The sequence below is a fragment of the Thermomicrobium sp. CFH 73360 genome, assembly GCF_023806465.1.
In the GTDB taxonomy this organism is placed as follows: Bacteria; Chloroflexota; Chloroflexia; order Thermomicrobiales; family Thermomicrobiaceae; genus Thermomicrobium.
The window spans coordinates 187,296-201,675 of record NZ_JAMSLS010000002.1; the positions used below are offsets into that span (position 1 = coordinate 187,296).

A 14,380-nucleotide genomic window follows, 5' to 3' on the forward strand; every position below is an offset into this window, starting at 1 on the left:
TCTCTACCCCTCCATCCGGTCTGCCCGACTCACGTACCACCCGGATCCGCGAGCCAGCGCCCGTAGATCTGATAATCCAGCTCCGGTACGCGCCGGAAGCCGAACCGCTCGTAAAGCCGACGGCTACGCTGATTGCTCCCCTGGGTACTGAGTGCGATCCGATGAGCTCCGCGCGCCGCCAGGACACGTACTGCCCACACCAACGACTCGTATCCGTACCCTTGCCCTTGGTAGAAGGGTGACACAGCAAGCCGATCCAAATGTCCCCAACCGCGCAGACGCGTAACACCCACGTAGCTCACTGGCGTCCCGTCGCGTTCGCGGCCAAGATAGACGTCGACACGTGGGTCACTCATGTACTCGTCGAATTCCTCTACGCTGTTCCACCACAGCCAGTCGAATGCCTCGTGATCGAGGTCGAGCAGTTCTCCCAGCGTAAACGGATCATCTGCATCCACCCGCTCAAAGCGCAACCGTGATGGACCTGGTGGTACGGTGTAAAGCACCATCTCGTACACGAAGATTTCCTCGAGCAGCTCGAAACCCGTCCGCTCATAGAACACCGGTGGACGCCGCTCGTATTGTTGCGCGGAGACGAGCAGTTGCTTCCCTTGTGCAGTCGCAACATCAGCAAGCGCATCAATCAACTGATAGGTGAGTCCGCCACTGGTCACTTCGAGAAGTGCGACAATCTCTTCGCGATGCCGCCACGGACCGGCAAGCACATATTCACCTGTCACTGGTGCCCACAACGACAGGCCGGGTGCATCGCGCACGAGTTCGGCGACCTCCTCCACACTGTACCGACTTCCCCACTTCAGCCGGAGACGTGGGAGGTCGTCGAGGACCAACGGGACAATCAGGGTTGACTCGACCATTTCTCTCCGACCAGCATCACGGGCACTCAGCGCGCTGGGTGCGATCCATCGATCCAGACACGCTCCAATCCGAGGATACCCAAAGGGGTCACCGGAAGGTCGCGAACCCGCGGCGCGACGAGCAAGTATTCCACGTCGAACGTCAGCGGGAGAACGACCGCCTCATCAAGGATGGCTTCTTGGGCAGCGAGCAATGCCTCCCGCCGCTCGCCTGGATCCAGAGTGTACCGAGCTTGCTCGACCAAGCGCTGGACCCGCGGGTTTTCGTATGCAATCGGGCGCGCAGGGCTGTCCGTTGCGAACAACGCATCAAGGACCGCCTCAGGGTCGGGATAGTCCGCGACCCAGGAAAAGACGAAGATCGGCAGCCGTCTCGCATCGAGATCGTCCAGATAGTCTGGCCAGTCCAACTGGAGAACTTCGACGTCCGCGCCGAGTTCCTGTTCCCAGACGCGGGCGAGCATGATTCCAAGTCCGCTGCCAGCACTCACAACCTCCAGCTGGAGCTTGCGCCCGGCCAAGAGTGCTCGCGCAGCCTCCGGATCGGTGGGCAACGTCGCAGCTGTCCACGGGCTTCCTGGCATTCCTTCTGGCACGATTCCCTCGGCCAGCCGCACCTTCCCTTGGAGTGTCACCTGGGCCACCTTCTCCCGGGGAAACGCTTGAATCAATGCACGCCGCACGGCTGGATCGTCGAGCGGCGGCACAGCCGGGTTCAAGAACACATAGGTCCCAGCGAAGAGCGGCTGCACAATCAAGTGGTCACGGTAGGGCGACTCGGGCGCGCTCACCCGATCCACCGCCCAAGCCGGGACGGGAGCGACATCGAGCTGACCACGCTCGTACTGATTCAGCGGTGAAAGCGCCCCTGCGCCAATCGCAACGCGCACCTCGCGGAGGTACGGTGGCTGTGGCCGGTATCCAGGATGTGGGCCGAGCACCAGCTCCTCGGTGTCCCACCGCAATAACCGGAATGGACCGCTCCCAACGGGATGTCGCCACCACTCGGGCCCCTGCTCCACATTGGCTCGTTGCACCACGCTTGCGACCGGCAAGGCCAAGCTGAGGAGAAATGTCGCGCGCGGTGCCTCCAAGTGCAGCCGTAGTGTCCGCTCATTAAGGAGCTCAACTCCCGGAATTTCACTGCGGCGGCCGAGCAAACGATCTTCAGCACCAACAAGATCACGCAGCATCCCCCAGGCCGGTAGTCCCCGCCCGTCACCCCCGTTCAGTGCTGGATCGCACGCCCGTTCCAGTGAGTACTTGACATCAGCGGCGGTGATCGGTGTTCCGTCGTGAAACGTGATATCGGGTCGTAGCCGGACGGTGTAGGTACGCCCATCGGGAGAAATCTCAATGCGCTCGGCGAGCTCCGGAACGGGCCGAAGCGATGGGTCAAAGCGGACCAAGCCTCGGAACAGCTGCTGGACCACAAAGGCAGACTCAACGTCGCGGACGAGCGCCGGATCGAGTGTGAGTGGCCCATCAGGCGAACCGACCACGGTGAGGACCTGATTACCCACCAGCGGTGGCGGCTGAGGCGCCGCTTGTGCCTCGAGGATCTCTCCCGGCAGCACCGGCGTTACTGCTGGAGTCGCAAGGGCCACTCGGGGAAAGCCATCCGGTGAGGAAACTGGTACCGAGGACGAATCCTCTGGTGTCGTAACTGGGCCGGCCGGAACAACAAGCCGACAGCTCGCCAGAACGAGCAGCAGGAGAATAATAAACAGCGTCAGCCGACTACGCTCGTGGGCCTTCATCGCTTTTCTTCCGAGACGCACGCTCCGTGAGCACTGACAAAATTCGCACGACGACGTCGTCTACCGTCAGCAGACCGGTATCGAGAACGAGATCAGCGTGCGCCCGTGCCTCGGCTAACCGTTCTTGCTCAAGCCGGTAGAGCCACTCGGGCCAGTCGTGGCCGCGTCGTTCCCGCACCGTCTCTAAGCTCGCATCGAGGTAGACCAGGAGATCTGGTTCTGGTCGACGCCAGAGATCGCGCACGATGGAATGTTCCTGCCCAACGACAATGGCCTCGATGCCACGACGGGCGAGCTCAGCCGCGATGGTCGATTTGCCAGCCCCGCAAGGGCCAACGAGGACAACACGCATCGAAGACTCCAACCCTGACGTTAGGGGAAGTGTACCGGGTTCCGTATACCCCTGTTCCTCACTCGGGCAGGGGAAAGCAGAGTGCGAGTCGCCGGATTGGCTGCACCATTCCACCGCTGTGAAGCTTGAGTGCAATGATCGTCATATCATCCTGTGGATTTCCGCGGTCAGCCGTCAGCGCTGCCGCGAGGAGACCGTCAGCGACTTCCTGCGCCGTCCGCTCCGGCCACGCCTCCTGCTGGGCATAGGCGACAACATCAAACGGTTGCTGCCAACGCCGACCGGCATGCGCAACACCGTCACTCACCACGATGGCAACTAACCCCGGCTCGAGCGGCCACTCGGTAACCCCTGGTCGGGTATGCCGGTAGACACCAATCCGTCCGCCCGTGGAAGCGACGACCTCAATACCACTGTCCCGGACGAGGACGAGCGGTGCTTCACTATTCCGTGTGACGACGAGCGTGCGGCTGGCAAGATCGACCGAGACAATGTCCAGTTCGGCCGAAACGCGTCCACCGCGCAGTGTGTACAAAAAGTCATGTGCCGCCCGTGCCGCAGCTCCATCGCGCACACCCTCATTCAGTAGGCCGATGATCCGCCCAGCGATCTGGAGGCTCAACAGCTTGGCTGCACTTCCGGAACCCTGGGCATCCACCAGGACGACCGAAATGCCGCCACCCGGTCGCTCAACGAGCTCCACGGTGTCGCCGCTCTCGCGACTACCCGCCCGGTGTGTCTTTGCAATGGCGAGTTCGATCGTGAGTGTCACGACGATCGAGAAACTGATGCCCGACCTTTGTAGTTTCGGGTGTAGTACGCCGCAAATGCGTCATCGCGCCGGGCCCGCCACCAGTCCTGCCGTGCACAATACCATGCGACCGTTTTCGCTAAGCCCTCAGCGAACGAAATACGTGGGCGCCAGCCGAGAGCCGCAAGACGACTCCAGTCGACGGCATACCGCCGGTCATGGCCCGGACGATCAGCCACATGGACAATTGTCTCAGGGTCCGCCCCGAGAAGCTCCACCAGTGCGCGCGCAACCGCGAGATTTGGCCGATGCTCGGAAGCCCCAATATTGTAGACCTGCCCTGCTTCACCGTGCAGGAGCACCATCCAAATGGCACGGCAGTGATCATCGACAAAGAGCCAGTCGCGCTCTTGCAGACCGTCACCGTAAATGGGAATCGGTTGCCCGCTGAGAAGATTCGTGATGGCCAGCGGAATAAACTTCTCAGGATACTGGTAGGGACCGTACGTATTGCAACCGCGGGTGATCAGGACTGGAAGGCCATAGCTGGTCCAATAGGCATAGGCAAAGTGTTCGGCGGCTGCTTTGCTTGCTGCATAGGGATTCCGCGGACGCAGCGGATCATCTTCTTTCGCCGCGCCATTCAGCACTTCCCCGTAAACCTCGTCGGTACTCACATGGAGAAAGCGGGCAACACGAGCACGGGTCGCATGTTCCAGGAGCACCATCGTTCCCCAGACATTCGTCTGGACGAAGGCCGCAGGTTCGAGGAGCGACCGGTCAACGTGGGTCTCGGCCGCGAAGTTCACGACCGCCTCACAGCCGGCTATCGCTTCGGCAACCGCATCCGGATCGGCGACATCGCCTTGGAGAAAACGAACCCGTGGATCGTCGAGCACTCCCTCGAGGTTGAGAAGGCTTCCAGCATACGTGAGCTTGTCGAGAATCACGATCTCGGAAATCCCACAGGCCAAAGCCAGTCGGACGAAGTGACTGCCGATAAATCCGGCACCACCAGTCACCAGTAAACGACGAAACGGCGCTGTGGACACCGACACCCTCCCTGTTCAGCGTGAGCCTAGCATCTGCACGGCATAATGAGCAACCCACTGGTACCGACCATCACGCACTGGAGAGAGTTGTCCAAAAAGGAGCTGTTCTGACCGCTGGGGGACATCAGAACCGACAACAGCAAGGTGGCTTGGCACGTATAGATTCCCCCATTCCAGTGTCTTCCATGAGAGGTCTTTGCCACCACAGCTCGGTAGATGCCCCCAAGCGTGGCAGCAGCCCATCGTGAGAAGCGGAGCACCCGTCACCCTTGTGAGTTGCTCAGAGCGGTACCGGAAGGAAGCGCCCCCACGTTCAAGCCGCTGTAGCACGGCGGAAAGAGGGACAAAGGTTTGCAAACTCGGGTATTGACAGGTAGAGCCGTTCGTACTACATTGGAGGTAACCAGTAGTACTCGCCGCAAGGACGGCCGGCCGAAATCAGAGCGGGACGAGAGTACTACCGAGTGCGGGTCGGTTTGCATACGGGAAGGGAGTTTCGCCGTGAAGTGGAAGAGCTGGAAGATTCGCTGACACGTCCCAAGGAGACAAGGGGCCACTGATTATAGACACCCTGGCCGCTCGGAATTCTCAGCGGCACAGGGTGTCCTGCTGCTACACTCTGCGATCTCTGAAGTTAAGACTTTAGCACCTACAAGTCCCGGCCATAAAGTCCCGAGAGATAGACACCATCGTCGCCACCAATACCTCACCTGAGGAGCCTGGAAAATCAGACCAGATCGTGGTAAACACAGGATCGGACTAATTGACTCGAGAGAACGCATGACGAGTCCACAAACAGTCACCGATCTTAAGCGTTTTCTGCCGTTTCTTCTTCTTCTCACGACGGCGAATGCTACGGCGTTCATCTTTGCAACGATTTATTTTCCGGCAGAGATCAGTTTTCGTTCGCTCCTTACGGCCGCCATTCTTCTGGCCCTTGTTATTCTGGCTGAGCAGCTGGCTATTGATCTTCCAGTGCCGCACGCGAGAATTACAGTATCCGTTTCGTCAGCAATTAACTTCGCTGCTGTGTTGACCCTTGGACCGTCTCTTGGGATCGCCGTCGCCGTTCTCGGTACGCTCATTGATGACCTTATCGAGCGTAGGGAACCGATCAAAATCCTGGTCAACATGAACAATTTCGCCTTACAGGGCATCATCGCTGGCCCAATGTACTTCTTCATGGCAGAAGGAGAATCACCTCTTGCGAATCCGCGTAACTTCTTTGCTATGCTTGTGGCCGCTGTTGCATCCTCCAGTGCCCAAACTGTCCTCTTAGCCCTTCTCCTCTCCATCGCCACCGGTACCAGTGCGTGGTATCTCTGGCGCTCAATGGCCCGCGGCCTTCTCGTCGAGTTCCTCGCCTTGCCCGCACTCGGCAGCCTCTTCCCTCTCCTCGCCCGCGAGCACCCACTCGCGTTGGTGCTGATGGTAATCCCGCTGCTTGGCCCCTACCTCGCCTTCCGCGACTACCGACAGCTCCACCATGAAACGCAGAGCACCTTCGAACTCCTTGCTGACCTCTTGGATCGCCGCGATCCCTATACCGCAGCACACTCCCAACGCGTCGCACAGCTCGCAGCCCTCATCCTTGACGAGTTTCCAGAACTCACCGTCGAAGAACGCGAAGCGATCGTCTCTGCCGCTCGCATTCACGATCTCGGGAAAGTCGCAACCAGCGACCTTATCCTGCGTAAACCAGGACGTCTCTCCGACGATGAGTTCGCAGTGATCCAGCGCCATCCGGTCGATGGAAGCGAGATCCTGCGCCATTTGAGTCCCTACCGGCATATCGTTGAAATCGTTCGGCACCACCACGAGCGCTGGGATGGTCGTGGCTATCCGGACGGACTCACTGGCGAGGAGATTCCTTTCGGCTCGCGCGTCATCGCAGTTGCAGATACGTATGACGCCATGACCACCGATCGTCCCTACCGGCGTGCGCTCACGCACGAAGAGGCGATGGCTGAGCTCCGCCGTGGTGCCGGATCACAATTCGATCCCGCTGTTGTCGCTGCCTTCGAACGCGCCGTCGCGCGCGCGAGCGCAGCCGTGCGCGAGAAGGCAGCAGTTTCTCTCTCCTAACCGCGTTCAGCGCTTTGTCTGTTGACTCTAGCCCCGCACAGCGCTGCCGGGTGTCGGTCTCTGTTCCGCACCGCGTGACCTTCTCGGCTCCACACCACGAAAGCGCCGTCATCCGTGTGGCGGCGATCTGTCCTGATAGGCGTCTGCGCTGCGAGACCCTCATTTGCTAGGCTGAGGATGAAAGGGGCAAGTGATGCGCTTCGATGTCTTCACGATCTTCCCATCGATGTTCACTGGCTTCCTCAACGAGAGCATCCTCAAGCGCGCCCAACAGGCGGGACTCATCCAGATCGCGCTCCACGATATTCGCGCCTGGGCGACCGACAAACATCGCACGGTCGATGACACGCCCTACGGCGGCGGACCGGGCATGGTGATGATGGCACCGCCCATCGTCCACGCAGTGGAAAGCGTGCTCGGAGATGCGCTGGCAACAACCCCCATCGTCATCTTGAGCCCGTCTGGTGAACTGTTCACACAGCAGGTCGCTCGAGAGCTCGTCCAGTATCCGCGCCTCGCGTTGATCTGTGGTCGCTATGAAGGGATCGATGACCGCGTGCGCATTATCCTTCAAGCGCGCGAACTCTCAATTGGTGACTATGTTCTGACCGGTGGGGAACTAGCAGCAGCAGTGGTGATCGACGTCGTCAGCCGGCTTGTCCCCGGCGTCATCGATCCTGAATCGCTTGCGGAAGAGTCCCATAGTTCCGGACTGCTCGAATATCCGCAGTACACGCGCCCGCCAATCTTCCGCGGTCTTGCTGTCCCGGAAATTCTCTTGAGCGGGCATCACGCGAAAATTGCTGAGTGGCGGCGGATGATGGCGCTCTGCCGGACAAAGGCACGTCGCCCTGAGCTCTTAGAAAGGGCTTCGTTGACGCCGCGTGACCATCAATTACTCCAGCAGTGTCCACCAGACCCGTTTGCTCACCTTGGCTCGATTGTCAAAGAAACCACTGAAAGGGGGTCAAGTGCCACCGACTGAGCCGCGCTCACTCATCGGGTGGATCGTCATCGGTTTTCTGGCGGGCTGGCTTGCCGGGCTTTTGACGCGTGGCCGCGGATTTGGATGCCTCGGAAACGTCGCAGTCGGACTCGTCGGCGCCGTCATTGGTGGCTATCTCTTCCATCTGCTTGGGCTCCGCGGGCCAGCAGGGTTTGTCGGCAGCCTGCTCGTCGCACTGGTCGGTGCCGGTGTACTTCTCGCTCTTGCCAACCTGCTCCGCCGATAGCCCACTGAGGGGTCCGTCAGTGCTTCCCACTCCACTCGTCCAGCTGCAAGAAGTGACCAAGGTTTACCGTGATGGGCAGCGCGAAGTGACGGCACTTCACAACGTCACGCTTGAGATCTGGCCAGGAGAGTGGGTGGCAATCGTTGGGCCATCTGGGTGCGGCAAGTCGACGCTCCTGAACCTGGTTGCCGGCCTCGATCGGCCGACGAGTGGCCGTGTTTTGGTTGACGGGATCGATCTTGCCACGCTTGACGAGGAAGGCCTGGCACGCTGGCGACGGACGCACGTTGGCTTCGTCTTCCAATTCTTCCAGCTCCTTCCCACACTCACCGCACTAGAAAATGTTCAACTCCCGCTCATCCTCGCCGGCAGTGCCCAAGCCCGGCAGCGCGCTACGGAATTGCTCCATCGGGTTGGGCTGGCGCACGCTGCACATCGCTTCCCGAGTGAACTCTCGGGCGGTGAACAGCAGCGGGTCGCAATCGCGCGAGCACTGGCTAATCAGCCACGACTCCTCCTCGCGGACGAACCGACTGGTAATCTCGACAGCGCGAGTGGCGCAGCTGTTTTGGAACTCTTTGCGCAGGCGTGGCAGGACGGCACCACTCTTCTCCTCGTTACCCACGATCTCACCATCGCTCAGCGTGCCCAACGATTGATCGAACTACGCGATGGCATCGTTGTTGCTGACACACTTCTGCGTCGCTGACAAACAAGACCGGGCCGGCGCAACCGGCCCGGTCCACGTTGCCTCATCCGCGCAGTTTATTGACGTCGCCAGTCGGCGATATTCCAGAGATCGGACGCCCAAGTTGATGGCTGGTAGCCGGTCAAGTTCTTTGCAGCCGCCGAAACCTCATTGCGATGCACAAGCGGAATTTCGACAATATCAGTCACACTGATCCAGTTGATCTGTCGGAAAAGTTCCGTCTGTTTGTCTGGATCCATCTCCGTAGCAAGCTGGTCGAGAATCTTATCCATTTCTGGATTTTGATAGCGTGTGATATTGATCCCAGCCCAGTTATTCGCCTTCCGTGCCACCTCACGAGAGTGGTAGCGGCGTGCCCAGTTGAGTGGGAACGGATTCGACGGCCCATTGGTATACATCTCAATATCTGCATAGAAGTGACCGTAGGTGTCAGGGTTACCCGGATCAGAGGAGAAGAAGACGGAGGCGTCAATCGACTTGAGCTCGACCTTGAAACCGATCTTCTCGAGCTCCGCCTTGACGATCTCCTGTGTTCGCTGCCGGATCGAGTTGATTGACGTCTGGTAGAGGATCTGGAGCGGCTTGCCGTTATACTCGCGCACACTGTCGCCGTTCGAGTCCTTGGCTCCCGCCTCGTCAAGCAGCTGGGCTGCTTTCTCCAGGTTGAATTCCCACTTGAGGTCAGGATGCTTGAAGCGTGCCGGCGCGTTCAGGTTGTTAGCCGTCACTTGCCCAGCTGGACCGTAGAGCTGCTCCGCGATGACATCACGCCGGATCGCCAGTGCGATTGCCTGTCGAATGTTCTTGTTTGTCAGGAACGGATGTGGAACATCTGGCTCAGCCCGCGCACCGTCCTTCTCAGTGTTTGGATCGGCAAAGTTGACCATGATCCGCTCGGCAAACGCACCTGGACCAATGACCAGCTTCCCTTGCCCTGCTTTCTCAAGCTGGAGGAGCACCTGCGCTTCAACCTGCAGGTTCCAAGCCCAGTCCACTTCACCCGTCTGGAGCACCGCCCGTGCGGCGCTTGTCGCGTCGCCTCCGCCCTTGAGCTCGACGCGATCGAAGTACGGCTTCCCGTCCTGCCAGTAGTCCTGATTAATCTCGTAAACGACGACGTCTCCCGGCTTGAACTCGACCACCTTGTACGGCCCGGTGCCGATCGGCTTGAGGTTGAATTCCGCGTTCCGCGCCTTTTCGCCCTTAAACTCGCGGAGTTTGTGCTCGGGCAAGATCAGCCCAAAGTCTCCAACAAACGCTTCAAACCACGCCGGATTCGGCTGCTTGAAATTCACCTTGACCGTGTAGTCATCGACGATCTCAACACTCTCGATCGCACGGTAGGATCCGATGGTCGTGGCTGTTGTCTTTTCGTCGGTGATGTACTCCCACGTGAACTTCACATCCTTTGCAGTAAACGGCTCGCCATCATGCCACTTCACGTTCTTGCGCAACTTCCAGATGACCCAGCGTCCTTCTGGATCGAGCGTTCCCTTTTCCACAGAGGGAATCTCCTCAGCCAGCCGCGGGACGAGCTTGTCCTCAGCATCAAAGTAAGCGAGCGCCTCGAAGACGACGTTTGAGGCGTCGAAATCCTTTGTCCCTTGCGCAAGATGCGGATTCAGGATGGTTGGTGCTTGCCACCACAGAAGGCGCAACGTACCGCCACCCCCGCGCTGCGCCGCCGGGCTCGGCGTTGCTTGAGCCGCTGGTGTGACCCCCGCCTGCGTTGGCGTGGCTGCCGCAGCGGGGGTCTGTGCCGCGGGCGCAGCGGTCGGGGTTGCCTGCTGTGCACCCCCACATGCGGCGAGGAGCGAGGCGATCGCTGGCGCCGTGAGACCAAGCGCTGCCGCCCGCCGGAGCACCTCACGCCTCGTCACCTGCCCGGCTCCAATTTCTGCCTGAAGACGCTCAAATTCATTCATTGCTTCTCCTCCTCTTTCAACCCCGTACACGCCCCTCGCGTGTCGGATCCGGCACCCCGTCAGCGCTATTCTATGATCGCGACCCAGAGTCGCAAGCCCGGAACTGTCAAGTTGCGGGCTTTCTTCGAAGTTGCTCGTGCAAGGCCGGCCGTGCCGTAGGGCGCTGTTTCTGTGACGGGGCACCCTTGCTCCACGCACAATGTGTTCCCGCTCTACAATCTGTCGACGAATGAACGGACGGTGCTGATGCGGCTAGCCCTGGCACTCGCATGTGCTCTCCGCGCACTTGCAATGCGGCGAATCCGCACGCTACTCGCAACAGCGAGCATCACGCTCGCGGTCTTTACGCTCGTTGCTATCCACACAACAGGCCTCGCACTGGTTGAGGCACAGCGACGAACCTACGCCGATACCGGCCAACCAGACATCGCGGCGAGTATCCCCGGCCTCACACCCGGATTGCTCGCGACACTCGCTCGACGACCAGGCGTTCAGCTCGCGGAAGCTCGCACCGTGCAGACCAGTCGTCTCTCGGCCGGTGATCGCTGGCTCCCGGTCCGTCTTGTCGGCATCGATCGGTTCTCGGAGTTCCAGCTTGACCGGCCGCAGCTCGTCTCAGGACGTTGGCCAGAGCACGGTGAACTTGTGCTTGATGTCTCGGCGCAACGTCTGCTCGGAGTTCGAGAAGGCTCGCTCGTCGCGCTACAGGCCAATCCTGCCGATCCCATCCGCTACGCTCGCGTGAGCGGCTTTGCCTGGGTCCCTGCCCGCCCCGACGCCACCCTGCTCAACCAAGTGACGGCCTACCTCCCCGAGCGTGATGTCCGCCAGATCCTCGGAACAGATGCTGCTAACACCCTCCTCGTCAAAGTCATGGAACCGTCACTCGCAGGACAGGTCGCCAGTGAGCTCCGACGTTTCCTCGCTGCGCGCCACGTCACCAGCTATGGATGGACGGTGCGCGACCCAACATCGTTTCTTGGCGCACGCGAACTTCGAACCCTTCTGCTGCTCCTTCAGGCCTTTGCCGGGCTCGGAACGCTCGTTGCTTTCTTCATCGTTGCGCACACGAGCGTCGGTCTTCTCACCGAGGAGCGCCCGCACCTCGGCACGCTCCGAGCGCTGGGAGCGATTCGCCTCCAAATCGCAGTCCTGTACCTTGTTCCTTTCGTTGTCCTCGGTACAGCCGGGAGCCTGCTTGGGCTCTTCCTGGGTTTGTTCGGTGGCCACGTGCTGAGCTCCTATCTTGCGCACCTCGCCGGACTCGTTGTCCCACCCATTTCGCTTGCCCTGACCTCGGTGCTCCTCGCCTTTGCGGGAGGATTGGGGATCGCACTGCTCGGGGCTGTGCTCCCTCTCCTCATAAGCACTCGGACACCTGCCGCACAGCTGCTCAGGAGCCATCTGGTGCAACACGTTGCCCCGCCACGTTGGCTGACAAGGCCGACGCGGTGGCTCGCGCACCGCTCACCCCTCCTGGGGATGAGCGTGCGTGACCCATTCCGTCGGCCCTTGCGCACTGGTCTAGCAACGGCGGTGAGCGCAGTCGCTCTGGCAGCGCTCTTCGCGAGTCATCTTGTTGACCACTCACTCCGCGTCACAGTAAACGAGTTGTACAATCGTTACCAAGCCGATGCCTGGCTACTGACCAACCCTCCAGTGCCCCCCATCTATGCACGGCGCCTTCAAGCAGCACCCACGGTGCAGCACGCAGAACCTTGGAGCATGACGCAAGGAGCGCTCGGCTCCATACGGACCGACATCTGGGGACTCCCCCGCTCGACGGCCGTGTATCAGCCACGCCTCATCGCTGGCTCGTGGCTCACTCCATCACAACCGCCTGCGGTGGTTCTCACGAGCAATCTCGCCGCACGGATCGGTGCTCGCGTCAACGACGTGTTGGCTCTCGATCTCGGAGTACGACGCGTACCCGTCCGCGTGGTCGGCATTGTGGACGATGAGAGCACCTATCTTGGGGCAACTGCGCTGGGCAAAGTTTTCATCGATCGTGACGAACTTGCACTCCTTCTCGGCCGCGACGGCCGAACGGCACTCTACGCTATCCGCTTCTGGAACGCGCCTCCCGCCGTTGCGGCAACCGCCCTGGACGCGCTCGAGCGACGGGAGCGGGCAGTTCGACCAATGACGCTGCTGATGGCCGAGGACCGCGCAGCAACCGAGCGTGTCCTGGCTGTTCTGACCGTACTGGCACGCACTGTTGTCCTCGTCGTAGGAGCGGCAGCTCTCTTTGGCGTCGCGAACGCGCTCCTCCTCGACGTGACTGAACGCCGACGGGAGTTTGGCGTTCTGCGTACCATTGGGGCAGTGAGAGGCAGCCTCTTCGCGATGCTTGTCACCCAGGCATTCGTCATCGTTGCCAGCGGCACACTCCTCGCAGGAGCGCTTGGCCTCAGCATGGGATGGATTATCCTCCACTTTGTGAGCGCACAACTCTTCTTTATTCCGCCCCACCTGGACCGATGGCTACTTGTGCTTGCCGCGGGAACTGCGATTCTCAGCGCTGCGTTCGCCGCCATCGTCCCAGCGGTCGTCGCCACTCGCCTGCGCCCTGTCGAGGTTCTGCGCTATGAATAAGCGTCGCCGGTGGCTGATTCTGTTCGTGCTCGGCCTCCTCGTCTTCGCGGTGATCGTGCTTGCCTGGTGGGTGCACCGCCCCAGCGAGACACTCTGGACAGTACGACGTGGCGACCTGACCGGATCGCTCGAAGTTCCCGGACGAATTATCTCGCTGCGCACGGTCTCAGTTCGTGCGACGTTCGACACGCGCGTCCAAATCCTCCCTGTCACACTCGGCGACATGGTCCTCGCCGGGGATATCGTGGCCGTTCTCGATGACACGTCACTGAAGGCACGTCAGAAGCAGGCAGAACAGCAACTCCGCCAAGCCGAGGCAGCTCTGGCGCAGGCCGAGGCAAGCGAGGCACCGCTCGACGTTCGGCTACGTGCCGAACAGCAACGGCGCGAAGCTGCTGACGCCGATCGTGAAGCGACCGCACGCCTGGCCGAAAAGTATGTCCTTGCTCCACTCGACGGGATTGTCACGGAAGTCATCGTCACTGAAGGAGCTCCGGTGGGGACAGGGAGTGTCCTCCTCCGTCTTGCCGATCTCCATGCTCTTGGGGTCTCAGCGACCGTCGATGAAGTTGATGTCCAATATTTCGAAGCAGTACAGGACGTGCGCGTGACCGTTGATGCGCTGCCCGGATGGGAGGGGCGGGGAAAGGTCGTCGCAGTGGGCCGGTCAGCAACGCAACAAGCTGGCGTTGTTGGTTTTCCGCTCACTGCCCGCCTCGTCGATACAACAGAGCGTCTCCGACCTGGTATGACCGCCACGATCCACCTCGCCGCGGTGCTCCGACAAAACGTGCTGCTCGTTCCGGAGCAGGCAGTACGGGTCGTGGGTGAACGTGCTTTTGTGACCGTCATCCACGACGGGAAGCGTGAGGAGCGGGAAGTCACGCTTGGTCTCCGAAGCGGTGGTATGGTCGAGGTGGCCGTTGGGCTGGCGGAGGGTGAACAGGTCGTTCTTGCCCCGTAGGAATGAGAAAAGATGGCTAGGACATGTGGGCGCCAGACTGCCCTTTGGAGGTGCTGCCGCTTTGCCGATCTGATTCC

The 14,380-nt window shown here is 60.6% G+C and carries 12 protein-coding genes; 6 read left to right on the top strand and 6 right to left on the bottom strand.

Annotated elements, in window-relative coordinates:
• Positions 1 to 29: 29 nt before the first annotated feature.
• Genes NET03_RS04235 through rfbB form a run of 5 tightly spaced genes read right to left on the bottom strand, consistent with a single transcriptional unit; the run spans position 30 to position 4,793 of the window.
• Positions 30 to 878, bottom strand: a complete 849-nt coding sequence (locus tag NET03_RS04235; RefSeq protein ID WP_252127648.1) for a GNAT family N-acetyltransferase — start codon at positions 876 to 878, stop codon at positions 30 to 32.
• 26 nt (positions 879 to 904) lie between these two features.
• Positions 905 to 2,638, bottom strand: a complete 1,734-nt coding sequence (locus tag NET03_RS04240; protein WP_252127649.1) for an ABC transporter substrate-binding protein — start codon at positions 2,636 to 2,638, stop codon at positions 905 to 907.
• Positions 2,619 to 2,990, bottom strand: coding sequence for an AAA family ATPase (locus NET03_RS04245; protein ID WP_252127650.1), 372 nt, complete (start codon positions 2,988 to 2,990; stop codon positions 2,619 to 2,621). Before NET03_RS04245 ends, NET03_RS04240 begins: the two co-directional genes overlap by 20 nt.
• 58 nt (positions 2,991 to 3,048) lie before the next feature.
• Complete coding sequence (locus tag NET03_RS04250) at positions 3,049 to 3,762, bottom strand: PP2C family protein-serine/threonine phosphatase (protein ID WP_252127651.1); 714 nt, start codon at positions 3,760 to 3,762, stop codon at positions 3,049 to 3,051.
• Positions 3,759 to 4,793, bottom strand: a complete 1,035-nt coding sequence (gene rfbB, locus NET03_RS04255) for a dTDP-glucose 4,6-dehydratase (protein WP_252127652.1) — start codon at positions 4,791 to 4,793, stop codon at positions 3,759 to 3,761. The genes NET03_RS04250 and rfbB overlap by 4 nt, the downstream gene beginning before the upstream one ends.
• Before the next feature lie 780 nt (positions 4,794 to 5,573).
• Between rfbB and NET03_RS04260 the strand changes: the two genes are divergently transcribed.
• From NET03_RS04260 to NET03_RS04275, 4 genes are all read left to right on the top strand, one after another.
• Complete coding sequence (locus NET03_RS04260) at positions 5,574 to 6,878, top strand: HD-GYP domain-containing protein (RefSeq protein WP_252127653.1); 1,305 nt, start codon at positions 5,574 to 5,576, stop codon at positions 6,876 to 6,878.
• A gap of 193 nt (positions 6,879 to 7,071) precedes the next feature.
• A complete protein-coding gene (trmD, locus tag NET03_RS04265; RefSeq protein WP_252127654.1) occupies positions 7,072 to 7,863 on the top strand; it encodes a tRNA (guanosine(37)-N1)-methyltransferase TrmD in 792 nt (263 codons plus the stop codon).
• Positions 7,850 to 8,110, top strand: coding sequence for a GlsB/YeaQ/YmgE family stress response membrane protein (locus NET03_RS04270; RefSeq protein WP_252127655.1), 261 nt, complete (start codon positions 7,850 to 7,852; stop codon positions 8,108 to 8,110). The genes trmD and NET03_RS04270 overlap by 14 nt, the downstream gene beginning before the upstream one ends.
• Before the next feature lie 19 nt (positions 8,111 to 8,129).
• Positions 8,130 to 8,819, top strand: a complete 690-nt coding sequence (locus tag NET03_RS04275) for an ABC transporter ATP-binding protein (RefSeq protein ID WP_252127656.1) — start codon at positions 8,130 to 8,132, stop codon at positions 8,817 to 8,819.
• Positions 8,820 to 8,875: 56 nt separating this feature from the next.
• Here NET03_RS04275 and NET03_RS04280 read toward each other — a convergent pair whose 3' ends face one another.
• Positions 8,876 to 10,744 (bottom strand): peptide ABC transporter substrate-binding protein, encoded by a 1,869-nt coding sequence (locus tag NET03_RS04280; protein WP_252127657.1) that lies wholly within the window; start codon positions 10,742 to 10,744, stop codon positions 8,876 to 8,878.
• Between the two features lie 246 nt (positions 10,745 to 10,990).
• Between NET03_RS04280 and NET03_RS04285 the strand changes: the two genes are divergently transcribed.
• Positions 10,991 to 13,339, top strand: a complete 2,349-nt coding sequence (locus NET03_RS04285; RefSeq protein ID WP_252127658.1) for an ABC transporter permease — start codon at positions 10,991 to 10,993, stop codon at positions 13,337 to 13,339.
• The gene (locus NET03_RS04290; RefSeq protein ID WP_252127659.1) at positions 13,332 to 14,303 is read left to right on the top strand and encodes an efflux RND transporter periplasmic adaptor subunit; all 972 of its coding nucleotides are present in this window, start codon (positions 13,332 to 13,334) and stop codon (positions 14,301 to 14,303) included. Before NET03_RS04285 ends, NET03_RS04290 begins: the two co-directional genes overlap by 8 nt.
• The last annotated feature ends 77 nt before the right edge of the window (positions 14,304 to 14,380 follow it).